This window comes from Micromonospora sp. NPDC052213 (genome assembly GCF_040679695.1).
GTDB lineage: Bacteria > Actinomycetota > Actinomycetes > Mycobacteriales > Micromonosporaceae > Micromonospora.
Genome location: NZ_JBFAVI010000106.1, coordinates 1 through 23,101 on the forward strand (window position 1 = coordinate 1; position 23,101 = coordinate 23,101).

Genomic DNA, 23,101 nt, shown 5'->3' on the forward strand with positions numbered 1-23,101 from the left:
ACCCCGACCCCGCCCCCACGCCACGTCCCGCCGCGGCCGGCCGGTCGCTCAGTGCTTCAGCAGCGCCGCGACCTCGGCGGCGATCTCCTCCGGGGCCCGCCCGTCGGTGACCACGGTCGCGGTGGCCACCTCGGCGTAGAGCGGGCGGCGCTGGTCCAGCAGGTGCTTCAGCGTCGCCCTCGGGTTGATCGCCAGCAGCGGCCGGCCCGCCCCCAGCCCGACCCGCTTGACGGCGTCGGGCAGTTCCACGGACAGGTGCACCACGGGGTGCCCGGCCAGGGCGGCGCGGTTCTCCTCGGCGAGGACCGCGCCGCCACCGAGGGCCAGCACCCCCTCGCAGGAGGCCAGCGCCGCCGCCACCGCCGCCCGTTCGAGGGCACGGAAGTGGGCCTCCCCCTCGTCGATGAAGATCTCCGGGATCGGCTTGCCGGCGAGCCGCGCGATGTCCACGTCCGTGTCGCGGAACTCGACCCCGAGCAGCCCCGCGAGCGCCTGCCCGACGGTGGTCTTGCCGGAGCCCGGCGCCCCGACCAGCACGCAGACCGGCGCCATCAGCGGCACCGCCCGGCGCCCTCGCGCCCGACCGACCCGCCCGCGCTCACCGGATCACCAACGCGTCGAGGTAGCCGGCCAGGTTGCGGCGGATCTCGGCGACGGAGTCGCCGCCGAACTTCTCGGTGGCCGCCTCGGCCAGCACCAGCGCCACCATCGCCTCGGCGACGACCGCGGCGGCGGGCACCGCGCAGACGTCCGAGCGCTGGTTGATGGCGGTGGCCGGCTCGCCGGTGGTGACGTCCACCGTCGCCAGGGCCCGGTTCAGCGACGAGATCGGCTTCATCGCGGCCTTCACCCGCAGCGGTTCGCCGGTGGTGATGCCGCCCTCCAGCCCGCCGGCCCGGTCGGTGACCCGGCGTACGCCGGTGGCGGTGGGCACGATCTCGTCGTGCGCCTCGGAGCCGCGGGAGCGCGCCTGCTGCCAGCCGTCCCCGATCTCGACGCCCTTGATCGCCTGGATGGACATCAGCGCGGTGGCGAGCCGGGCGTCGAGCTTGCGGTCCCACTGCACGTGGCTGCCCAGACCCGGCGGCACCCCGTACGCCAGCACCTCGACCACGCCGCCCAGGGTGTCGGCGGCCTTCTTCGCGGCGTCGACCTCGGCGACCATCCGGGCGCTGGCCTCGGGGTCGAGGCAACGCAGCGGGTCGGCGTCGATGCGGGCGGCGTCCTCGGGCGCCGGGCGCAGCCCGGGCTTGACGGCGACCGGGCCCAGCTCGACCACGTGGGAGACGATCTCGATGCCGAGCGCCTGCCGGACCAGCGCCTTGGCGACCGTGCCGACGGCGACCCGGGCGGCGGTCTCCCGGGCGCTGGCCCGCTCCAGGATCGGCCGGGCGTCGGTGTGGCCGTACTTCTGCATGCCGGCCAGGTCGGCGTGGCCCGGTCGGGGGCGGGTGAGCGGCGCGTTGCGGGCCTGACTGGCCAGCTCCGCCGGGTCGACCGGGTCGGCGGCCATCACGGTGCGCCACTTGGGCCACTCGGAGTTGCCGACCCGGATCGCGACCGGGCTGCCGAGGGTCACCCCGTGCCGGAGCCCGCCGATGATCTCGACCTCGTCCTGCTCGAACGACATCCGGGCACCGCGGCCGTAGCCGAGCCGGCGCCGGGCCAGCTCACCGGCGATGTCCCCGGTGGTCACCTCGACGCCGGCGGGCACGCCCTCCAGCAACGCGACGAGGGCGGGACCGTGCGATTCCCCTGCAGTCAACCAGCGCAACACAGCGGTCAGTCTGTCACGCCCGGTGGCCGCCGCCGTGCGGTGCCCGCCGCGTCCCGCCCTACGGACGCCGCCGTCCGCAGGGCGGCCGGCGCCCGAAGCCGGGACAGGACGCTCGGGCGGGAACACCGACCCTGGCCCCTGGATGACCCGGGCGCGGGATCCGGCGTCGTCGGCCCGCCGGCTCAGATGCCCCGGCCGCGCCTGTGCAGGGTGCGCAGCACCGCGTCGGCGCGGACCACCCGCCCGGCCACGGCGAGGGCGAGGTATGCCCGCGGCTCGCGCGGGTTGCGCCGGATGGTGTGCCGGGCCCACCGCATCGCGCCCCGCCGGTCGCCGGAGGCGGCCCGGGCGAAGGCGATCTGCCCGGCGACCCGCGCCTCGCCGGCCGGCTGCGTGCCGAACTCCGGGTAGCGTTCCAGCAGCCACTGCAACGCCTCGGAGATGGTGTCCCAGCGCTGCGCGAAGTAGGACCGCTTGTGCCACCGCACCAGCACGTACGGCGTGCGCAGGTTGACCAGCGGCGCGCTGCGGGCGGCCCGGAGCAGGAACTCGTAGTCCTCCGCGTAGCTGCCCGGGATCTCCTCGTCGACCAGCCCGAACCCGTCCCGCAGCGCGGCGGCGCGGATCAGGAAGGTGGACGGGTGCAGCTCGGTCATCCGGTCGCGCAGCAGGTCGGCCAGGGTGACCGAGTCCTTCGGCAGCGCCCGGTCGACGGTGTGGCCGTCGTAGCTGACCCGGATGCCGCAGCTGACGAACTCCGCGTCGGGGGCGGCGGCGAGCGCCTCGACCTGGGCCCGCAGCTTGCCGGGGAGCCACTCGTCGTCGTCGTCGCAGAACGCGACCAGCTCCCCCGTGGCCGCCAGGATGCCCGAGTTGCGGGCGCCGGCCAGGCCGGGGGTGCGCTCGTTGCGGATCACCCGCACCAGGCGGTCCGGGCGGGACAGCTCGGCCAGCGAGCCGTCCGGCTCGGACCGGTCGTACACGACCACCACCTCGACCGGGCCGGGGTGGTCCTGGTCGAGGACGGCCCGCACCGCGGCCCGGAGCAGCTCGGGCCGGTCCCGGGTCGGCACCACCACGCTGACGCTCGGGTGTCCGGTCATCGTCGTTCTCCGTTCCGGTCCGGCCGTGCCCACGGCCGCCACCTCGCCCGCTGCCGTCGTCCGGTCGACGCGGCCACCAGTTCCTCCACGATCCGCCCCACCTGCTCCACCGCGGCGCGGCGCGCCTCGGACGCGGCCGGGTCGGCCGCGACGGCGTACCGGGACGGGTCCGCCAGCCCCGCGGTGAGCGCCGCGAACAGCGCCTCCCGGGTCTCGGCCAGCGCCACCATGCCGGCCGCGCCCAGGCGGCGGGCGAAGAGCTGCTGGTGGTCGTCGACGTGCTCGCCCCGCGTCGGGTCCCGGGGCACCACGATCGGCAGGTGACCGTGCCGGCGGGCCTCCAGGATGGTGGCCGGCCCGCCGTGGCAGACCACGAGGTCGGCCTCGGCCATGGCGGTCTGGAGCTCGTCGTGGCCGAGGAACGGCACCGCCCCGGGCACGCCGGGCGCCCGGGTGTGTCCGTGCTGGACGGTCAGGCCGACGTCCTCGGCGACGCCGGGATGCCACTCCTCCAGCCAGCCGACCAGGCGGCCGAACGGGTGCTTGTCGGTGCCGACGGCGACCAGCAGCCGGGCGCGGGCGACGTCGTCGTGGTCGCGGGGTCGGGGCACGGGGCCCGCCTGCGACGGCCGGGGACGGCCGGGGGCGACCCGGTGCGCGGGGGCGGTTCCGGTGCTCTCGGCGGTCACAGCAGGGTCCCCACGACGGTGGCCTCGGGGTACTGGCGGCGCTGCTCGTCCCACTGCACGAGCATCGCGGACAGGAACGGGCGGCAGAGCCGGGCGGTCAGGGTCGGGGTGTCGATCCGGTCGTACACCTCGATGTAGACGGTCGGGATGCGACGCAGCCGGGCCAGCACCACGAACGGCACGGCGACCCCGGCTCCGGTGGTCACCACGGCGGCGACCCGGCGCGACCGCAGCACCCGCCAGGCGAGGACGGCGTTGCGCAGCAGGTTCGGCACGTTGCGGGTGGTCGGGTGGTGCGCCGGAACCAGGTCCTCGCCGGCGAGCAGCGAGACCGCCTCGGGCGTGTCGAAGGTGACCCAGCAGCGGCGCCAGCGTTCGTACCACGGCCGCAGGGCGAGCAGTTGGGCCAGGTGGCCGCCGCTGGAGCCCACCAGGAGCAGGACTCCGGGATCGCCGGCGTCCTCGAGTGTCGTTTCCACGCGACTCCCCACAAAGTTCGCTTGGAGTTTCGGTCGGCGCCACGCGCCAGCAGATCACAGGTCCTCCGCCGGTGAAATAGGACGACCGGGCGGATCAGCCGCTATGTCGTTTCTCGACGACGTCCAGCAGGGCGGGATGCAGCGCGGCGTTCCAGCCCGCGCCGGCGTCGGCGAGCCGCCACGTGCGCAGCCACATCTCCAGCAGGTAGCCGTCGGCCACCAGCCGGCGCGCCGCCGGCCCGAGCCCCAGCCCGCCGCCGTGGTGGTCGAGGTGCGTGTCGACGGCCCGCGCCGCCGTCGCCGCCGGCTCGCCCCGCAGCACCAGGGCACGCTGGAACGCGTCGTGCGCCAGGTCGAAGCCCACCGGCACGTCCGGCCCGCTGTGCTCCCAGTCCCAGGCGACCAGGCGGCCGGCGTGCACGCCCAGGTTCCACGGCACCCAGTCGCCGTGCCAGTGCCCGAACTCGACGGCCGTGTCCCCGTGCCGGCGGGCCAGCGCGGCCACGGCGGCGACCGCCCGGGCCCCGTCGGGCGTGCCGGCGGCGGCCCGCTGCGCATCGGCGGCGAGCCGGGCCAGGAAGGCCGACCCGGCCAACGGGCGCGGCGGCGCCGGCGGGCGGCCCCGGCGGGCCACCGCGAGCAGCGCCGCCAGCCGCGGCGGATCGCCGGCCGGGACCCCCCGCACCTCGGGCGGCAGCGGCTCGACCAGCGCGACGGCCTGCTCGGCCGCGGTCACCTCGGCCAGCAGCCGGGGCGCCGCCGGATGGTCGGGCGTCCCGGCCACCGCCGGCAGCTCGCGCAGGGCCGCCGCCTCGGCGGCCACCAACGCCCGGGTGGCGCCGTTCCAGCCGATCTTGGCGTAGCCGAGGGGCCGGCCGGCCGGGTCGAACAGTTGCAGGGTGGGCTTGTGGTTCGGGTCCGGCGGGCGGACGCCGCAGGCCGCGTACACCGACGGGCCGCCGAGCGCGCCGGCCAGCCGCCCCGCCAGCAGCACCTCGTCGGCGGCGAGCCCGTCGGGCAGCGACACGGTGAGCCGCGGGAACGGGGCCAGGTCGACCGCGCCGATCCGGGCGAGCCCGCCGAGCGCGGCCCGCACCGCCCGCACCCTTGGCGGGCGCAACGCGTTGTACGCCAGCAGCGAGGCGGCCGTGGCCCGGGGCGCGCCGAGCGGCAGCAGGAACCGGGCCCAGGCGACCGACGGGACGACCGCGTACCGGGCGACGGCGCGGTGGCCGGGCGGCGGGGGGCCGTCCACGGTCAGGGCGAGCCGCTCGTCGCCGAACACCGCCCGGGTGACCCAGCCCAGCCCGTCCGTCCGGGACCGGGGATCGGCCGGCGCGGCGACCCGCGCCGTCACGCGGCCCGGTCCGGCCAGTCGAGGTCCAGCCCCAGCCGCTGCCGCAACGCGTCGTTGTACGGGCGGTAGTACTCGGTCAGTTCGGCGCGCACCACCGGCTCCAGGGGCGCCGAGCGGCGGTCGTTGTAGACCTTGAAGTCGGGCAGGTCGTGCGGGGGCAGGCCGAGGAAGTCCAGCGTGCGGCGGTAGGTGGACCGGGCGTCGCGGTAGAGGTCCTCGCTGGGCAGGAAGAGGATCCGCTCCCGGTCGAACCGTTCCAGCCACGGCTCCAGGTGCTCAAGGTAGCGGCCCCGGGCGCGGTAGGTGTACCAGTCGTACGGCTCGCTGAAGTATTCCGGCTCCGCGATCAGCCGCTCCCGTTCCCCCGCCGTGCGCTCCTCCTCGGCGGCGAGCGCGGCGGCGAAGTCGAGCGGCTCGATGCCGTGCGTCCGCCGTTCCTTCCAGTGCGAGTACGCCCGCTCGACCGGGTCGCGCAGCAGCACGATCAGCCGCACCGACGGCATCAGCGCGGCGACCCGCTGGGCGGCGAGGGGGTGGAACATGTACAGCGGTGCCGCCTCGCCGACCCGGACCGGCCCGCCGTGCCGCCTCTCCAGCGTCTCCCGCTGCCGCTGCGTCGGAAAGTGCGACCGGTACCACGCCTCGCCGCGCCGCCAGTGCTCCTCGAAGTAGTGCGCGGACTTCGTGTTCCAGGCCGGGAAGAGCCGGGGCACCAGCGGGTGCTGGATGAGGTAGTTCCACAGCGACGTCGTGCCGCCCCGCTTGGTGCCGATGATGAGGAAGTCCGGCAGCGGCCGCCGGTCGCTGGTGCGCACCCCGTAGTCGACGAGGGACTCCTTCACCCGGTTCGTCACCTGGGTCGGGACGAGCTGCTTCACCCGGTCACGGATGGACGGCACGACGGACCTCACCTGCCCTTCGACTCCTCCGGGGCGGGCCCGGCGGCGGCCGGGGCCGCCTCCTGCCGCCCACGGATCTGCACCATGGTCACCCGGATGCCGCGTCGCACCCGGGGCAACGTCAGCAAGCCGACGCAGCCGGCGGCCAGCACGCCCACCGCCACCGCCAGCCCGCCGATCCCCCGCCCGCCGGCCAGCACCCCGACCGTCGCCGCGAACCCGACCCCGGCGACGGTGGTCGCCCCGGCCCGCAGCATCGCCGCGTCGACCAGCGGCTGGCCGACCACGACCCGGGCGCAGCACGCCGCGGTGAGGTTCTCGGTGGCGATGCCGAGCGCCCAGGCCAGGGCCGCGCCGGTCGCGCCGTGCGCCGGGATCAGCCACAGGCCGAGGGAGACGGTGACCAGCAGCCCGGCCAGCGTGGCGGCCAGGTGCAGGCCGCTGCGGCCGCCCATGAGCAGCAGACTCTGCACGTTGCCGACCCCGGTGTTGACCAGCATGGCCAGCGCGAGCACGGTCATCGCGGGAGCGCCGGCGGTGAAATTCGGTCCGAAGAGCTGGAGGAACGCCAGGCCGAAGACGGCGAGCAGCAGGTAGACCGGCCAGGACAGCACCAGCCCCCAGGTGGTCAACTGCCGGTGCACGGCGGCCGCCGCACGCCGCTCCCCCCGCCCGAGCAGCCGGGACAGCTGCGGCGACACCGCCACCCGCAGCCCCTGCATGGCCAGTTGGCCGGCGAGGATGTAGCGGCCGACGGCGCCGAACACGCCGGCGTCGGCCGGGCCGGCCAGCACCGAGGTGAGCAGCACGCCCACCCACATGTTGCCGGCGTCGATCGCCGCGGAGGCGGCGCGGGGCAGGGCGAACCGCCAGAAGGCCGACCAGTCGGCGCGCTGCGGCCGCAGCAGCGCGCCCCGGCCGATGCCGAGTGGGCCCGCGACGAGCGTCAGGCAGGCCAACAGGGCGAGCGCCGCCGGGACCAGCCAGCCGGTCATGCCGGCGAGCAGGCCGCCGCCGGCGAGCACCGCCGCGCCGACCAGCACCGGCCGCGCCACCGGCAGCAGGAAGAACTGCACCCCGACGTACGCCCGGATGGGGCGTACGCAGCGCAGCGCGGCGAGCAGCAGCGTCATCGCCACCACCACCGGCACCGCGGAGAAACTGGCCGCCAGCAGGGCCGTTCCGTCGGCGTCGGATCCGTCGAGGAGGCGCGGGGCGAGCGCGTCCGCGGTGAGCACCCCGGCCACGGCGACGACGACCGCGGCCAGCAGCGGCGGCAACAGCGCCACCGGCAGCACCCGGGCGGCGTCGCCGCCGGCGCCGGAGCGGCGGCGGGGCAGCGCCCACATCAGCCCGGTCTCGGCGCCGAGGGTGCAGACGGCGGTGGCGACGGTGACCACGCCGATCGCGGCGAAGAACGCGCCGGAGCCGACCGTGCCGTAGCCGCGGGTGATGACGACCGCGAGCAGGAAGCCGAAGAGGCCGCTGGTGGCCGCGCCGACCAGCCCGGCGGCCCCGCTGCGGGCGCTGCGCCGGGTCTCCGTGTCGTCGGCCGGCGAGCCGGCGGGGGCGACGGTGCCGGCCGGCGGGCGGGTGGCGGCGGTCATGCCGGCACCGCCCCCGGGCCGACCGGGCGGGGGTGGTGCGGCCGGACGGACGCCTCCCGCTCGGTGAGCACCATCGCGAAGGCGACGGCGAAGAAGGCGACCGCGAGGTTCTGGTTGGCCATGCCGTAGAACGGGATCTGCACCAGGCAGATCACCGGCACCACGGACAGCCACTGCCCGGCGGCCGACGTGGCGCGGGCACAGATCAACGCGGCGACGACGAACCAGGCGAGGAAGCACAGCAGCGCGGGGACGCCGTGGCTGAACAGCACCATCCACAGCTGCCCCTGGGTGCCGATGGGCGCCTGGGCCGTGACGGTGTCCACGTTGACCGGCGCGCCGTAGCCGAGCCACGGCGACTCCTTCACCCGGCGGATCACCTCGACGTAGAGCGAGAGCCGGTCGGTGTTCGTGTCGCTGGACTCGACGCGGTTGCCGATCAGTTCGGCGATCGGGATGAACAGGGTGGCGACGCCGCCGATGACCACCACGCCGACGATCGACGCGGCCACCCGGACGTTGCCGCGTAGGGCGGCCCGGACGCCGAGCACCGCGAGGCCGGCGCCGATGCTGAGGAACATCGCCCGGTTGAGTGTGAGGAAGGCCGGGACCAGCGACAGCGGCAGCGACGCCAGCAGCGCCCAGCGCAGCGCGCCACGCCGGCGCAGCATGGTGAAGGCGACCACGCAGGGCAGGGTCATCGCGTACGCGCTGCCGAAGTTGTTCGTGTACGCGAACGGCGCGGCCGGCCGGTAGATCGGGTTCAGTGACCGCTCGCTGTACTCGGCGGTGCTCAGGTGGACCATGTCCCGGATGAACGGGGTGCGGGCCACGCCGCCGGGGAGCAGCACCTCCACCGGGGTGGTCAGCGCGAACCGGGGCGCCAGCACGCCCAGCCAGCCGAGCGCGACCAGCGCGAACCAGAACGCGCAGAGCGGCACGAGCACCGCGACCAGGTCGGCGCGTTCCCGGGCGACCGCGTAGACGTAGACGCCGACCACGAGCGCGGTGACGTAGAAGGCGAGCCGCAGGCCGAAGGTCAGCACCGAGGCCGGCGACTGGAGCTGGGTGGCGCTGACCAGGACGACGGCCAGGAACAGCAGCCAGATCCCGGCGGCCGGGGGCAGCGGCACCCGCCCCCGGATCACCAGCAGCGCGAAGAGCAGCGCGCCGAGCAACGGCCAGCCGAGATAGAACGCGCCGGTCAGCCACCAGAGCGGCACCAGGCCGAACATCGCCGCCAGCGGCCACAGTGGCAGCCGGGGCGGGGCCGGCGGCTGCGGCGGCGGGGCGGCGCCGTCCGGGCCGCCGGCCGGCTCGCTCGTGGCCGGCGCGCGGGTGACAGGCAAGGCTCAGCCCCGGCCGCTGCGGGTCAGCACGAAGCCGAGCGGGTTGACCCCGGCGGCGCGCAACCGCTCCACGAGCCGGCGCAGGTCGTTCTGCCGGGTGCGGTCGCGCTCGACCACCACCACCGCCGTGCCCTGCCGGGCGACGGCGACGCCGCGCTCGTCGGACTCGGCCGGCGGGGCGTTGAACAGCACGAGGCTGTGGTCGGCGCCCTGTCGCCAGGTGCCGAACCGGACGCTGCCCGCGCCCACGGTCACCGGGTCGGCGCCCGTCACCCGGCTGTTCCCGCCGCTCGCCGAGGAGGCGACCCGGGGCAGGGTGAGCGTGGCGTCCGGGTCGGTGGACGGGCGCGCGCCGGGTGGGTGCGGCGACGGGCGGCGGGCCGCCGGCGGGGACGTGCCGTCGGCTCCCGCGTCCGCGGAGCCGGCCGGGCGGGGCTTGGGGAGAGCGGGACGGGACGGGTCGGCCGCGGCGGGCAGCCGCTCCCGGTCGGCGAGCACCGTGTCGCGCAGCCGGTCGGCGCGGCCGCTGTCGTCGGCGACGAAGACCTCCCGGCCGACCGCCGCCAGGGCCACCGCCAACCCGGCGGTGATGGCCGTCGCGTCCTCCTCGCGGGAGGTCAGCAGCGACACCCGGGCGGGCTGGCGCACCCGCTCGGCGATGGCCATCGCCACGTACCGGATGTCGGCGTCGACCGCCTCCTTGCGACCGCGCCACGCGCGGCTGCGCACCGTGCCGAGCAGCGGCAGGCCGGTGGCGTCGCGCCCGTCGTCCACCGACCGGATCCGCCGGTCGACGGACTCCCAGGCGTACGCCAGCACCACGCCGAGCAGCGTCCCGCCGAGCAGGCCGGCGAGCAGGTAGAGCGGGCGGTTGCCGGCGGAGGAGGCCAGGGCCCGCTCGGCGGTCTGGGTGACCCAGCCGGGGCTGACGTCGACGGCGGCGATCTCCGTACGCGCCGCGTTGAGCTGGGTGAGCTGGTTGTTGATGCCGGCCAGCTCGGTCACCGCCGCGTCGACGGCGCCCTCCCGGGCGTTGTTGACCCGCTTCTGCAGGGCGGCCTGCTGGGCGACCACCTTGCTGATGCTCTCGTCGTACGACCGCAGCATCTCCTCCCGCTGCTTCTCGTACATCGCCCGGCGCACGTCCAGGTAGGTCCGGGCGGCCAGGTTGGCACTCTCCACCGCCTGCTCGGCCGTGGGGGCCGCGTAGACGAAGCGCAGGATCTGCCCGCCGGTGGGCACCTCCACCTCCAGGGCGTCGCGCACCTCGCGCGGGTCCAGCCCGCCCGCATCGGCGAGCCGCTGCACCACCTCGGTGCCGGTGGCGATGCCGCTCTCCACGTTCATGTTCACCGCCCGGTCGGCGTTTGCCCCGCTGGGCGTGAACGCGTCCGTGACGACGGGGCGGACCGCCACGACCGCGCTGGCGGTCACCGCGGCGGGGACGAGGAGCACGTAGCCGAGCGCGGCGGCCAGGCCGACCGCGGCGACGGCCGCCACCAGCCGGATCCGGTGCAGCGGGACGCGGAGCAGGTCGGTCAGCGTGACGGTGCGGCCCGCCCCGCCGCCGGTGGGGACGTCGGCGGACCAGGAAGCGGGAGGAACATCAGTCATGGAACTTCTTCACCGTCTGTTGTGGATTTCCGGCGACCACGACCCGTGGCGGCACGTCCGTGCGGACCACCGTGGCGGCTCCCACGACGCTGTCCCGGCCGATGCGTACGCCCTTCAGCACCAGGGCGTGCGCCCCGATCCACACGTTGTCCTCGATCGTGATCGGGGCGCGGGTGGCCGGGACGGGCGGGTCGTGCCGCTGCTCGGGCGGCAGGTTGTGGAAGTCGTTGTCCAGCAGCTCGCAGTCCGAGAGCAGGCACCGGTCGCCGATCGTGACCGACGTCCAGGTGCCGATCCAGGTGGCGTTCAGCAGGCAGTCGGCGCCGACCGTCACCTCGCCGGGGCCGGCGAAGCGGACCAGCTTGTTCACCCGGGTACGGTCGCCGATGCTCACCCGTACGCCCCGGCGCAGCCGGATCCGGCCGCGGATCTCCACGCCCCGGCCCAGCCTCAACCGGGGGTAGCGCAGCCGGTACCAGCCGCGCTTGACCGCGAAGACGACCCGCACCGGGAGCCCTCGGCGGATGCCACCCGCGCCGACCAACGACCCTCCCCACGTCGTGGGGCCGGCGACGGCTGATCCGTCACCGGCCCAACGTGAACAATCTACCGACGTCCCGTTACGAACGGTCGACCCTCACTGCACGGAGAAGAACGTCGACGGGGTCGACCACGTCACCCCGGCGATCGCCGGGGAGATCACCGTCGCCGCCGCACCGTCGACCGCCGTGGCGGCCGTCGGGTCGAACGGCACGCTGCGCAGCGTCCCGTCGGTGCCGCCGTACACGATCCTGCCGCCGACCCAGGCCATGCCGCGCACGGTCGACCAGGTGACGCCGGTGGTGGGCAGGGTGAACTCGGTGGCGCCGAGGTAGTTGCCGTCGATCTCGAAGTAGCGGTAGTAGAGGCCGCTGGCACCCGTCCGGGTGTAGTAGAGGCGACCGTCGAGATAGAACGCGCCGGTCATCGCCGCCGGGTTGAACCAGTCGTTGTAGCCGGACGCCTCCCACGGCACGCCGATCGCGCCGCCGTTGAACATCGAGATGTCGATCCGGCTGCCGGTGGGGGTGCCGGCGACCGCGTGCGACCAGTAGATCCGGTCGGCCACCCGCCAGGTCGCGCCGGCCGCCGTGTAGTTCGGCTGGCTGACGGTGGTCGGGGCGCCGACCGCGGTGCCGTCGAACGGGACCTTCGCCAGCTCGCCGGGCCCGGTGCCGACGTAGAGGTTGCCGGTGGTCGCGGTCGGCGGGTTCTTCGGGGTGATGGTGCGCCCGCCGGCCAGCGGGAACATGCCGAGCCTGCCGTGGTACTCGTTGCCCATGCCGTCGGAGTTGTGGCCGAAGTAGAGGCCGTCGCTGCCGCGCCAGAGCACCGGCACCGAGGAGCCCCAGTTGCTGGTGCCGGCCGGCATCGACGCGCTGCCGCTGCGGCGGGGGTTCCAGTTCACCGGCATGCCGGTGGCCGGGGTGACCGCGGCGATGCCGAGCCGGTCGATCGCGCCGGCACCGGCCCGGTCGCTGGCGTTCGGGTTGTTCAGCCAGCGGAAGTGCCCGCCGAGGTAGATGACGTTGTCGGCGACCTCGACGGAGGTGATGGTGTCGTTGCCGGTGTAGTCGACCCAGGTGCCGAGCTGGCCGGCGCCCCGGGCCGCGGTCTCGAACCGCACCAGCGCGTCGCAGTACGCGGCCGGCCAGCCCGCGCCGCCGTTGGTGCCGACGACGAACCAGCTGCTGTCGGCGCCGAACTTGACGTCCTGCACGTAGTGCACGAAGGTCGCCGGCGACGCGCACGGCGGCACGAACTTCTCGGTGCTCCAGTCGAGCAGGGTCGGCGTGCCGGACAGGTCGACCAGCGCCATCTGGTTGCGCGGCAGGTCGTTGACGTACATGAAGTTGCCGCCGACGGCCAGGGTGGCGCCGTCGGGGGCGACGTCGATGGTCCAGACGTACGAGGTGGTGTCGTGGCGCCCGACGGTGGCGTTGACGTTGAAGGTCGGGTCGATCGCGCCGGTGGTGGCGTTGAGCCGGCCCAGGCCGGCGTGCGCGGTGCCGTTGAGCCAGTTGAACGCGCCGGCCACGTAGAGGTGGTTGCCGTACAGGGCCAGGTCGCGGACGGTGCCGCCGTCGGAGCGGCCGACCCAGCTGTCGACGATCGCGCCGGTGGCCGGGTCGAGCGCCACCAGGTTCTTACGCGAGACGCCGTTGACGGTCTTGAACGCGCCGCCGACGATCAGCGTACCGCCGGGCCCGGCGACGAGCGTGTTGACCGCGCCGTCGAGCACCGGCAGGAAGGCGGTCGAGATCGTCCCGGTGGCCCGGTCGTACGCGAAGAGGTAGCGCTGCGTCGTCCACGCCGCGCTGGCGGTCTGCCGGATCTGGGTGAAGCTGCCGCCGACGTACACCATGGAGCCGACCTGCGCGAAGGCGCGGGTCTCGCCGTCCCTGGCGTGGGGGGTGGCGTCGGCGGGGTTCGCCGAGACCAGGGTCGCCGGTTCGGGGGCCGGCACCACGGCGGCGGAGGTCCCGGTGGGGACGGCCAGCACGGCGGCGACGGTCACCAGCGCGACCACCCCCGCCCGGGTGCGGAATCCGGCGGATCGCCGGAAGCGCGGGATTTCGGGCACGCTACGCCTCCAAGGTGGAAGAAGACCCGCGTAGCGTGCCTCGCCCACCCCGCTCGGCGATATCCGCCGATTGGGCGGTCAGTGCCTCCGCAAGCGACAGACCGTGTGTTCTGTCGGATGTCCGACTCTTCCGGTCGTCCGCCGGCCTGTGCCGACGGTCAGCGACTGCCTCCGGTGGGCTGCCGCAGGTAGCTGTCGCGACCGGCGCGGGCGAACCCGGCCACCGCCGAGGCGTCGTGGTTCATCGTCATGTCGCACGTGCTCGTCCGGCGGGTCATCCCGGCGGAGTTGAAGTAGATCGCGGCCTTGATCTTCGGGTGCGCCTTGAGCGCCGCCGGGAACTCCTCGAACCAGCGCCGCTTGGCGTCCGGGTCGGCCGCGTTGAAGTTGGTGCCGAACTCGGCGAGCATCCGCGGCTTGCCGACGCCGAGGCGGTGCTCGTCCAGCCAGCGGTAGAAGCCGCCGATGGTGGTGGCGGGGCTCTTCCACACCGTGCTGCCGTTGCAGACGTGGAAGTTGTACGGGTCGTAGCCGACCCAGTCGACGTACCGGTCGCCGGGGTAGAGGGCGGCGTACCGGTCGTAGTGGCCGGACCAGCCCATCATCGTCCACACCCAGACGGCGTTGTCGGCGCCCGCCGCCGCGAACCGGTCGTGCACGTGCCGCCAGGCGCGGACGAAGTCGGCGTCGCTGCCCTTCGCCGGCTCGTCCTCCGGCTCGTGGTCGAAGCCCATGAAGACCGGCACGCCGGTGTCGCGGATCCGTCCGGCGACCGCGTCGATGGTGGCGTCGTACCGGCCACTGTAGACGTCCCGCCAGGTCAGCACGGTGCCGGAGGAGAAGATGCGGGACTCCCAGGCGAAGAACATCAGCCGGCCCTCGCGCATCTGCTGCCGCTGGTAGGCGTCCGGGAACGCGCCGTTGCTGCCGGTGCCGGAGAAGTCGTGGTAGCGGTGCACGATGTCGAACCTCCGCCCGACCTGCGCCTCCACCTCGGCGACCGCCGCCCCGTGGTCCCACCCGTCGGCCGCGCCGGCCGGGGAGTACATCCCCCACCAGGCGCCGCACGAGGGGACGAGCTTGCCCGACACCTCGCCGCACCGCCCGGTGCCGCCCGACGGGGTCGCCGACGGGCGCGGCGTGGCACGGGTCGGGCTGGCGCTGGGGGTCGGCCGTGGCGCGGGCGTGGGCGCCACCGTCCGGCTCGGCGAGGGCGCGGCGCTGGTGACCGCCGGCGTGGGTGGGACGCCGACGTCGTAGCGGATCTCCAGGCGCGGGCGCAGGTCGGGGTTGCGGTTCTCCGTCGACGCCCAGTAGATCCGCGTTTCCAGGCCGGTCTGGGCCAGCGAGACCGTCCAGGTGCCGTTCCCCCTGACCAGGGCCGAGACGTCCCACTCGTTGAAGCCCGCCGCCACCGTGGACACGGCGTCCAGGGCCGGGCCCGGCGGCGGCGGCGCCGGGCGCGCCGCGCCGGCGTCGGCTGTGGACGCGTGCGCGGTCACCGTCGCGGGGAACTTCTGCCAGGCGTGCACCCGCAGCGTGGCCCTGACGTTGACGGCGGACGCCGGCAGGCTGGTCACCGCGAACCGGATGACCGCCTCCCGAGCCCCGCGCGGGTTGCCGTCGCAGCGGGCGGCGCAGGTCGCCAACGTGCTCTTCGCGCCGTTGTCGCCGTCCTGCGGCACCGTCGTCGCCGTGGTGTCCGCCGTCGCCCGGATCGACACGTCGTCGGCGGCCAGCAGCGGCACCGTGGTGGCGGCGATGCCGGCGACCACGGTGGTGCCGACGACGCCGAGCAGCACGGCCTTGCGCCGAGGGCCGTGGTGCCGGGTGCGGCGGTGCAGTCCGTGCCTGCTCAAGGAACACTCCCTGTGTCTCGGGCGGTGACGCTCAGCAGCGTATCCACGACCACCACCCGACGTGGGCAGGACAGCGGGACGTAAGCGCGTCTTAACCGTCGCCTAAGGATGCCCTGGACAACCACAGGGGACGGTCCCGTCCGGCGAAGACGGTCAGGCGGCGCGGGCGGCGGCCAGCGCGGCGGCCATCGCCGCCCGGGGCGCGGCGACGCCCGTGAAGTGCTCGAACTGGCCGACCGCCTGGGCCAGGAGGAGGTCGAGCCCGGAGACGATCCGGCAGCCGGCGGCCTGGGCGGACGCGGCCAGGGGCGTCGGCCACGGGTCGTAGAGCGCGTCGAAGAGCACCGTCTCCGGCCGCCAGGCGACGGTCTCCGCGAGCGGGTCGGCGACGCCCTTCGGCACGGTCGAGACCACCACGTCGGCGCGGCACCGGTCGGCCGCGTCGGCCCAGGGCGCGCCGGCCATCTCCACGCCGACCGCGCGCGCCACCGGGCGCAGTTCCTCGACCACCGCCGGCCGGCGGGCCACCACGGTCACCGCGCGGGCGTCCAGCCGCCCCGCCGCCGCCACCGCCGCCCGCGCCGTGCCGCCCGCGCCCAGCACCGTCACCGTCGCGCCGGGGCGCACCCCGGCGTCGGTGAGCACCTCGACCATGCCGACGACGTCGGTGTTGTCGGCGTACCAGGAGCCGTCCGGCCGGTGCACCAGCGTGTTGGCGGCGCCGACGGCGGCGGCGACCGGCGAGACCTCGTCGGCCACCGCGAGCGCCGCCTCCTTGCCCGGCATCGTCACCGACAGCCCGGCCCACTCCGGGCCCAGGCCGGCGACCACGTCCGGCAGCTCCGCCGCCGCGCACTCGATCCGGGTGTACGACCACCCGGCCAGCCCCGCCGCCGCGTAGCCGGCGTTGTGGATCACCGGGGAGAGGGAGTGCGCGATGGGCTTCCCGAGCACCCCCGCCCGCCGTACGGCCGTCATCAGATGACCCCGGCCTCCTTGGCCTTGACCTTGTTCCGCTCGTGCTCCTCGATCGTCTCCGCGAAGGCCGAGTGCCCCTGCTTGTCGATCGCCACGAAGAAGAGCCACTTGCCGTCCGGCGGATCCATCGCGCCTTCCATGGCCTGCTTGCCCGGGTTGTTGATCGGGGTGGGCACCAAGCCCCGCAGCTTGCGGCTGTACGGGTTCTTGGTGTCGAGCAACTCCTCCTCGGTCATCTGGGCGGAGGTCTTGGTGTCCTGGCCGGTCAGCTCCAGGTAGTAGTTGACCGTGACGTCCATCTCCAGGCAGTTGCAGGGAAACTCGCCGAACACCCGGTTGTACGCCACCCGGGCGACCTTGCCCAGGTCGTCCTTGTTCCCCGCCTCGGCTTGGGCCAGCGACGCGACGATCAGCGCCTCGTACGGGCTGATGCCGCCGCGCTCCTTCTGCACCCGGTCGGCGAACTGCATCTCGCCGGTGACGGCGAGGAAGTTCTCGACCATCAGCGTCAAGATGGTCTCCGCGGTCGCCTTCGGCGGGATCTCGTAGGTGTCGGGGTAGAGGAAGCCCTCGATCGACGGCTTGACCTTCTTGCCGTCGGTGCGCTTGAACCACCAGTCCGGCACGCCGAGCGCGAGCGGGTCCTTCGCCGCCGCCTCGAAGTCCTTCACCGGGATCTTGGTCTCCTTGGAGAGCAGCTGGTAGACGTTCTTCGCCGTCCGACCCTCCGGGATGGTGACCCCGTTGACGATCCGGTTCTTCAGGTCGAGCATCGCGGTGACCGCGCTCTCGCCGCTCATCTGCTTGCGCAGCTTGTAGGTGCCGGGCTGGATGTTCTTGCTGCGCGAGTTGGCCTCGGCGGCCTCGATGAACGCCTTGGCGCTCTTCACCACGTCGGCGGCGACCAGCGCGTCGGCCATGTCGGCGATCAGCGCGCCCTGCTTGATCTCGACGGTCACCTCGCCGGTGCCCGTGCCGTCGTAGTCGGGCGTGACGAAGTAGCCCTGGATCCGGTCGAAGCCGTAGAAGGCGCCGCCCCCGATCCCGCCCAGCAGGACCAGGGCGAGCAGCAGCGCCAGGACGGTCTTGCCCCGCCCGCCGCCGGAGCGCCCGTCGCGCTTACGCATGGCGCTGCGCCGGTGTTTGCCCTTCTCCCCCCGCTCCTGCTCGTCGAACCCGAGGTCCAGATCGTCGATCATCGTGTCCGCCTCCGCTGCGCGTCCAGCCAGCTCTGCAGAATCTCCACCGCGGCAGCCTGGTCGACCACCGCCCGTTGCCGTTTCCCCCGGACACCACGCTCGGCAAGCCTACGAGACGCCACGACCGTGGACATCCTCTCGTCGGTGAGCGCCACCGGAACGGGCGCTATTACATCGGCCAGTCGGTCAGCGTACGCCTTCGCGTGGACGGCCGCCGGACCGTGCTTGCCGGCGAGATTGACCGGAAGGCCGACGACGACCTCGACCGCCTCGTGCTCGGCCACCAGCGCGGCGAGCTCGGCGATGTCGCTCGGCACCGCGTCCGGGCCCGTCGTGAGGTCGCGGGCGAGGGTGACCAGCGGGGTGGCCAGCACCCCGTGCGGGTCGGAGCGCGACACCCCCACCCGGACCTGCCCGACGTCCACGCCGAGCCGGACGCCGCGGGACAACTCACTCACCGTCGGTAACTCCCCCAGAAACGGCGAACCAGGACGGACCATTCCGGTCCGCCCTGGTCGCTGCGGTCTCGCATCACGCCTCGGCGATCGCCTTCTCGACCGTGAGCAGCAGGTTCGGCGCTTCCGCCGCCGGCAGGCCGCCGCCCTGGGCCAGGTCGGGGCTGCCGCCCCCGCGCCCGGAGAAGGCCGCCTTGACCAGGTCGGAGGCGGACAGGCCCCGGCTGCGGGCGGCCGGGTTCACCGCGACCACCAGGGACGCCTTGCCGTTGGCCCGGGCCGCCACCGCGACGACCGCCGGCCGCGCCGGGTCGATCTTGCCCCGGATCTCCTGGGCGAGCGTCCGCACGTCGTTGCCGGCCGCGCCCTCCGGCGCCTCGGTGCCCACGTACGCGACCCCGCGCACGTCCTTCGCCTGCGCCGCCAGCGCCGCCGCGCCGCCGAGCACGAGCTGGGCGCGCAGCTTCTCCAGCTCCTTCTCGGCGTCGCGCAGCTGCGTCACGGTCTGCTCGACCCGGTCGGCGACCTGGTCGTTGGGCACCCGGTACAGCTCGGCGAGGCGGGACACCAGCAGGTGCTCGCGGGCCAGGAAGTGGAAGGCGTCCATGCCGACCAGCGCCTCGACCCGGCGCACCCCGGAGCCGATCGACGACTCGGAGAGGATCTTGACCAGGCCGAGCTGGCCCGAGCGGGCGACGTGGGTGCCGCCGCACAGCTCCCGGGCGTAGTCGCCGACCTCGACGACCCGCACCTCCTCGCCGTACTTCTCGCCGAACAGCGCCATCGCGCCGATCCGCCGTGCCTCCTCCAGGGAGGTGACGAAGGCGTGCACCTCCAGGTCGGCGAGGAGCACCTCGTTGACCTGCTGCTCGACGTCGCGCAGCACGCTCGGCGCCACCCCCGTGGGGGTGTTGAAGTCGAAGCGCAGCCGCCCGGGGGCGTTCAGCGAACCGGCCTGGGTCGCGGACTCGCCGAGGAAGTTGCGCATGGTCTGGTGCACCAGGTGGGTCGCGGTGTGCGACCGGGAGATGGCCCGCCGGCGGGTGGTGTCGATCTCCGCGTAGCCGGTCTCCCCCGCCCGCACCTCGCCTCGGACCACCCGGGCGCGGTGCACGATCAGGCCGGGCACCGGCTGCTGCACGTCGAGCACCTCGACCTGGCCGCCGCCGACCGTGATCATGCCCAGGTCGGGCTGCTGCCCGCCGCCCTCGGCGTAGAACGGGGTGGCGTCGAGCACCAGCTCGACCGTGTCGCCCTCGACCGCCGCCTGGCGGGGGCCGTCGACGCCGAGCACCGCCCGCACCGTCGACTCCCGGGACACCTCGCTGTAGCCGGTGAACGTCACCGGCCCGCCCGAGTCGAGCACCGACCGGTACGCCGACAGGTCGGTGTGCCCGGTCTTGCGCGCCTGGGCGTCGGCCTTAGCCCGGGCCCGCTGGTCGGCCATCAGCCGGCGGAAGCCCTCGGCGTCGACCTGGAGCCCCTGCTCGGCCGCGATCTCCAGGGTCAGGTCGATCGGGAAGCCGTACGTGTCGTGCAGCTGGAACGCCTTCTCACCGGAGAGCGCCTGCTTGCCGGCCGTCCGGGTCTCGGCGATCGCCGTGTCCAGGATCGTCGTGCCGGCGCGCAGGGTGGACAGGAACGCGTCCTCCTCCGCGTACGCGTAGTCGGCGATCCGGTCGAAGTCGGCGGCCAGCTCCGGGTACGACGGGGACATGCAGTCCCGGGCCACCGGCAGCAGCTCGGGCAGCGCCCGCTCCTGCCAGCCGAGCAGCCGCACGGCCCGGATCGCCCGCCGCATGATGCGCCGCAGCACGTAGCCGCGCCCCTCGTTGCTCGGGGTGACCCCGTCGCCGATCAGCATCAGCGCGGTACGCACGTGGTCGGCGATCACCCGCAGCCGGACGTCGTCCGGGTGCGACTCGCTGGCGACGTGGCCGGAGTGGGCGCCGTAGCGCTTGCCGGTCAACTCGGCGGCCTTGTCGAGGATCGGCCGGACCTCGTCGATCTCGTAGAGGTTGTCGACGCCCTGGAGGATGGACGCCATCCGCTCCAGGCCCATGCCCGTGTCGATGTTCTTCGCCGGCAGGTCGCCGAGGATCGGGTAGTCCTCCTTGCCGGTGCCCGGGCCCCGCTCGAACTGCATGAAGACGAGGTTCCAGAACTCCATGTAGCGGTCCTCGTCGACCGCCGGGCCGCCCTCGCGGCCGTACTCCGGGCCGCGGTCGTAGAACAGCTCCGAGCACGGGCCGCACGGGCCGGGGATGCCCATCGACCAGAAGTTGTCCGCCTTGCCCCGACGCACGATCCGCTGGGCGGGCACGCCCACGGAGCGCCAGATGTCGTACGCCTCGTCGTCGTCCAGGTAGACCGTCGGCCAGATCCGCTCCGGGTCGAGGCCGAACCCGCCCTGCTCCTGCGACTTGGTGACCAGGTCCCAGGCGAGCGGGATCGCCCCGTCCTTGAAGTAGTCACCGAAGGAGAAGTTGCCGTTCATCTGGAAGAACGTGCCGTGCCGGCTGGTCTTGCCGACCTCGTCGATGTCGGGCGTGCGGATGCACTTCTGCACGCTGACGGCCCGCCGGTACGGCGGGGTCTGCTGCCCCAGGAAGTAGGGGACGAACTGCACCATGCCGGCGTTGACGAACAGCAGGTTCGGGTCGCTGATGGCGGGCAGCGGAGCGGACGGCACCACGGCATGGCCGTTCGCCTCGAAGTGGGCGAGGTACCGCCGCTTGATCTCCGCCGTCTTCATCGCTGGTGTTCCTCCGGAAAGATTTCTCGGTCGCCGATGCGCGGGTCCTCCCGCAACTCGGCGAACTGGTCGTCGAACGCCTCGCCCTGGGCGAACGCCTCGTGGATCTCCTGCTCGCGCTCGGCCATCCCGATCCGGACGTCCTCCACGAAGCTACGCAGCGACTCCGCCAGCCCGCCAGCGGATTCGGACAACGTGCTGGCGATGCCGGCCGGGGTGTACGACTGCGCGGTGCGGGTCGCCTTGCGGACCACGACCACGCCGACGGCCAACCCGATGCCGAGCCAGAACAAGCGCCTCATTCCCCAGCCCTCCTGGTCGTGCCGTCAGCGGTTGCCGCGCTTGGCGGCCCGCCGCTGCTGCTTGATGGTGTCGCGTACCTCGCGCTCGGTCTCGGCGTGCCGGCGGGCGGCGGCGGCCTTGCGCACGCCGTAGCCGAAGGCGGCCACCTTGACCAACGGGTTGGCGGCGGCGGCGGAGACGACGGTGGCCAGGTTCGCGACGTTGGCGGTGACGTTCTGCGCGTGGCTGGTCATGGTGTCGACCTTGGCGAGCTGCAGGTTCACCCCGTCCAGGGAGGTCTGCACCTGCTCCAGGGCCGTGTTCACGTTCTTCACCGTGGTGTTGACGTCGCCCAGCAGCGGCGCGGTGCGGTCGTTGAGGTCGTTGATCATGCGCGTGGTCGCGTCCACGGTGTGCCGCAGCCGCAGGATGGGCAGCGTCAGGATCAACACCAGCATCGCGAACGCGATCGCCGCGATCAGCGCCGCGACCTCTCCAAAGTCCACGCCTGTCCTCCTCAAGCAGGGTCCCGGGGACCGGACGTCCCCGGAACGCGCGACCGTTGTGCCCACACCGCCGCCCGGCGACCCGCAGGGGCCAGCGGGGGCTGGCGGATCCGCCAGCCCCAGACCCTACCGTCCGTGATGGAAACCGGCTCAGGACGGTGAGGGTGTCGGTTCGCCGAGCGGATCCTCGCTGAACGTCGGGAAGGGATCCTCGCCCGTGAGCGACGGGTCGATGCTGGGCTGCGGCCGGGTCCGCTCGTCGTCGATCGCGTTGCGGACCTTCACCGACACCAACGATCCGGCGCACTGCTGCGCAGCGGCCGACGGATCGGGCGACGGTTCCACGGCCGGTGCCCCGTCCACCGGTGGCGGCGCGCAGGTCGGCTCGCGCACCCAGAGGTCGAGGGTCAGTTCGTCCCGGCGCCAGCAGGTGTAGCTCCCCTTCGGCGACTGCTCGGGGCAGCGGGTCACCTGCCAGGGCCGCCAGCCGTCCTCGGTCAGCGCCCGCTCGTAGACCTGCGCGGTCTCCTCCGGTGACCGTTCCGAGGTGATGGTGCGTTCGCGCAGCCGGCAGTCGAGCAGGCACCACCGGCTGCCGCTGACGTCGTCGACCGTCTTCGCCGCCGCCCAGCCCGGCACGTCCAGCTCGTCGAGGGTGTCGAAGACCGGGTCGCGGCTGAGCGTGCGGATGCCGAAGAAGAGCGGGATCGCGCCGAGGAGCACCACGCTGACCAGGGCCAGGACGCCCATCCGCAGCCGCCGCCGCTCGCGCATCTGCCGCCGCAGTTCGGACCGCGCGCCGCGCAGCCCGCCGGGGGCGGGGGCGTCGTCGTCGGGCGACCCCGGCTCCGCGGCCTGCCGCAGCGCCGGCCCGTCCGCCGGCCCCGGCCCGACGGCGGAAGGATCGGCGGGCGGTACGACCGAGGCGGCGGCCCGGGCCACCGGCGGCCTGCCGGCGGGTCCCGGCGGCGGCACCGGCGGGACGCCCGCCGGCTCCGGTCGCCCGGGGTCACGGGGCGGCGGCAGGGCGCGCCCGGCGGCGCGGTCCTCCGGTCCGGGCCGGGGTGCCGGGGCGGCGGCGCGGGCCACGCCGGTCGGTCCGGGGCGGGAGCCCGCGCCGGAGGTCGGCTCGGGCCGGTCCCGCCCTTCGGCGGGGGGCCGGGCGGGGCCGGGCGGATTGCCGGGCCGGGCGGGATCGGGCGGGGCCACGTCGGGTCCCGGCACACCCGCGCCCGGGCGGCCCGGGCCGGGTGGCGTGTGCCCCGGCCGGCGCGGACCGGCCGGCGCGCCAGGTCCGGCCATGCCCGGGCCGGCGGTGACAGGTCCCGCGGCGCCCAGGCCGGCGGTGCCCGGGCCGGCGGTGCCCGGGCCGGCGGTGCCGGGCGGAGTCGTGGGGGCCGGCGGTCCGCCGGCGTGGGTGGCACCGGGCGGCATCCCGCCGGCGTCGGGGGCACCGGGCGGCGGCACGGCGGCCCGACCCGGCGCGGCGTCGGGTCGCGCGGCGCCCCGGACCGGTCCGCCCTGGGTCACGTCGGGACGGGCCCGACCACCCGGGCGCGCCTCGCCTACG

General features: G+C 74.6%; 20 protein-coding genes. All 20 read right to left on the minus strand.

What is annotated here, in order from left to right:
* Positions 1 to 48: 48 nt before the first annotated feature.
* The 20 genes from AB0L34_RS22710 to AB0L34_RS22805 all read right to left on the minus strand — a co-directional run bounded on the left by AB0L34_RS22710 (position 49) and on the right by AB0L34_RS22805 (position 22,305).
* The gene (locus tag AB0L34_RS22710) at positions 49 to 552 is read right to left on the minus strand and encodes a shikimate kinase (protein WP_363706384.1); all 504 of its coding nucleotides are present in this window, start codon (positions 550 to 552) and stop codon (positions 49 to 51) included.
* A 46-nt stretch (positions 553 to 598) separates the two neighbouring features.
* Positions 599 to 1,777 (minus strand): chorismate synthase, encoded by a 1,179-nt coding sequence (gene aroC, locus AB0L34_RS22715; RefSeq protein WP_363706364.1) that lies wholly within the window; start codon positions 1,775 to 1,777, stop codon positions 599 to 601.
* Positions 1,778 to 1,959: 182 nt separating this feature from the next.
* A complete protein-coding gene (locus AB0L34_RS22720; RefSeq protein ID WP_350708969.1) occupies positions 1,960 to 2,880 on the minus strand; it encodes a glycosyltransferase family 2 protein in 921 nt (306 codons plus the stop codon).
* On the minus strand, positions 2,877 to 3,491 hold the full coding sequence (locus tag AB0L34_RS22725) for a glycosyltransferase (protein ID WP_363706386.1): 615 nt from the start codon (positions 3,489 to 3,491) through the stop codon (positions 2,877 to 2,879). Before AB0L34_RS22725 ends, AB0L34_RS22720 begins: the two co-directional genes overlap by 4 nt.
* 74 nt (positions 3,492 to 3,565) lie before the next feature.
* A complete protein-coding gene (locus AB0L34_RS22730; protein ID WP_363706366.1) occupies positions 3,566 to 4,048 on the minus strand; it encodes a UDP-N-acetylglucosamine--LPS N-acetylglucosamine transferase in 483 nt (160 codons plus the stop codon).
* A 94-nt stretch (positions 4,049 to 4,142) separates the two neighbouring features.
* The gene (locus AB0L34_RS22735) at positions 4,143 to 5,405 is read right to left on the minus strand and encodes a hypothetical protein (RefSeq protein ID WP_363706368.1); all 1,263 of its coding nucleotides are present in this window, start codon (positions 5,403 to 5,405) and stop codon (positions 4,143 to 4,145) included.
* Positions 5,402 to 6,304, minus strand: a complete 903-nt coding sequence (locus AB0L34_RS22740; protein WP_363706388.1) for a sulfotransferase domain-containing protein — start codon at positions 6,302 to 6,304, stop codon at positions 5,402 to 5,404. The genes AB0L34_RS22735 and AB0L34_RS22740 overlap by 4 nt, the downstream gene beginning before the upstream one ends.
* Positions 6,305 to 6,312: 8 nt before the next feature.
* On the minus strand, positions 6,313 to 7,911 hold the full coding sequence (locus AB0L34_RS22745) for a lipopolysaccharide biosynthesis protein (RefSeq protein ID WP_363706369.1): 1,599 nt from the start codon (positions 7,909 to 7,911) through the stop codon (positions 6,313 to 6,315).
* Positions 7,908 to 9,146, minus strand: a complete 1,239-nt coding sequence (locus tag AB0L34_RS22750) for an O-antigen ligase family protein (protein ID WP_357457882.1) — start codon at positions 9,144 to 9,146, stop codon at positions 7,908 to 7,910. Before AB0L34_RS22750 ends, AB0L34_RS22745 begins: the two co-directional genes overlap by 4 nt.
* Positions 9,147 to 9,263: 117 nt before the next feature.
* On the minus strand, positions 9,264 to 10,874 hold the full coding sequence (locus AB0L34_RS22755) for a lipopolysaccharide biosynthesis protein (RefSeq protein WP_363706371.1): 1,611 nt from the start codon (positions 10,872 to 10,874) through the stop codon (positions 9,264 to 9,266).
* Positions 10,867 to 11,418, minus strand: a complete 552-nt coding sequence (locus AB0L34_RS22760; protein ID WP_363706373.1) for an acyltransferase — start codon at positions 11,416 to 11,418, stop codon at positions 10,867 to 10,869. The genes AB0L34_RS22755 and AB0L34_RS22760 overlap by 8 nt, the downstream gene beginning before the upstream one ends.
* 93 nt (positions 11,419 to 11,511) lie before the next feature.
* Positions 11,512 to 13,443: a hypothetical protein gene (locus tag AB0L34_RS22765; RefSeq protein WP_363706390.1), complete on the minus strand. Its 1,932-nt coding sequence runs from the start codon at positions 13,441 to 13,443 to the stop codon at positions 11,512 to 11,514.
* Between the two features lie 212 nt (positions 13,444 to 13,655).
* The gene (locus tag AB0L34_RS22770) at positions 13,656 to 15,356 is read right to left on the minus strand and encodes a glycosyl hydrolase (protein ID WP_363706374.1); all 1,701 of its coding nucleotides are present in this window, start codon (positions 15,354 to 15,356) and stop codon (positions 13,656 to 13,658) included.
* Positions 15,357 to 15,509: 153 nt separating this feature from the next.
* On the minus strand, positions 15,510 to 16,334 hold the full coding sequence (locus AB0L34_RS22775) for a shikimate dehydrogenase (protein WP_363706376.1): 825 nt from the start codon (positions 16,332 to 16,334) through the stop codon (positions 15,510 to 15,512).
* Positions 16,334 to 17,533 carry an endolytic transglycosylase MltG gene (gene mltG / locus AB0L34_RS22780; RefSeq protein WP_363706378.1) on the minus strand — a complete coding sequence of 400 codons (1,200 nt, stop codon included), beginning with the start codon at positions 17,531 to 17,533 and terminating at the stop codon, positions 16,334 to 16,336. Before mltG ends, AB0L34_RS22775 begins: the two co-directional genes overlap by 1 nt.
* Positions 17,530 to 17,991, minus strand: a complete 462-nt coding sequence (gene ruvX / locus AB0L34_RS22785) for a Holliday junction resolvase RuvX (protein ID WP_363706380.1) — start codon at positions 17,989 to 17,991, stop codon at positions 17,530 to 17,532. Before ruvX ends, mltG begins: the two co-directional genes overlap by 4 nt.
* 73 nt (positions 17,992 to 18,064) lie before the next feature.
* On the minus strand, positions 18,065 to 20,743 hold the full coding sequence (gene alaS, locus AB0L34_RS22790; protein WP_363706382.1) for an alanine--tRNA ligase: 2,679 nt from the start codon (positions 20,741 to 20,743) through the stop codon (positions 18,065 to 18,067).
* Complete coding sequence (locus AB0L34_RS22795; RefSeq protein WP_357457616.1) at positions 20,740 to 21,045, minus strand: hypothetical protein; 306 nt, start codon at positions 21,043 to 21,045, stop codon at positions 20,740 to 20,742. Before AB0L34_RS22795 ends, alaS begins: the two co-directional genes overlap by 4 nt.
* Positions 21,046 to 21,069: 24 nt before the next feature.
* Positions 21,070 to 21,531, minus strand: coding sequence for a DUF948 domain-containing protein (locus tag AB0L34_RS22800; protein ID WP_091095618.1), 462 nt, complete (start codon positions 21,529 to 21,531; stop codon positions 21,070 to 21,072).
* Between the two features lie 150 nt (positions 21,532 to 21,681).
* On the minus strand, positions 21,682 to 22,305 hold the full coding sequence (locus AB0L34_RS22805; protein WP_357457877.1) for a hypothetical protein: 624 nt from the start codon (positions 22,303 to 22,305) through the stop codon (positions 21,682 to 21,684).
* Positions 22,306 to 23,101 lie beyond the last annotated feature (796 nt).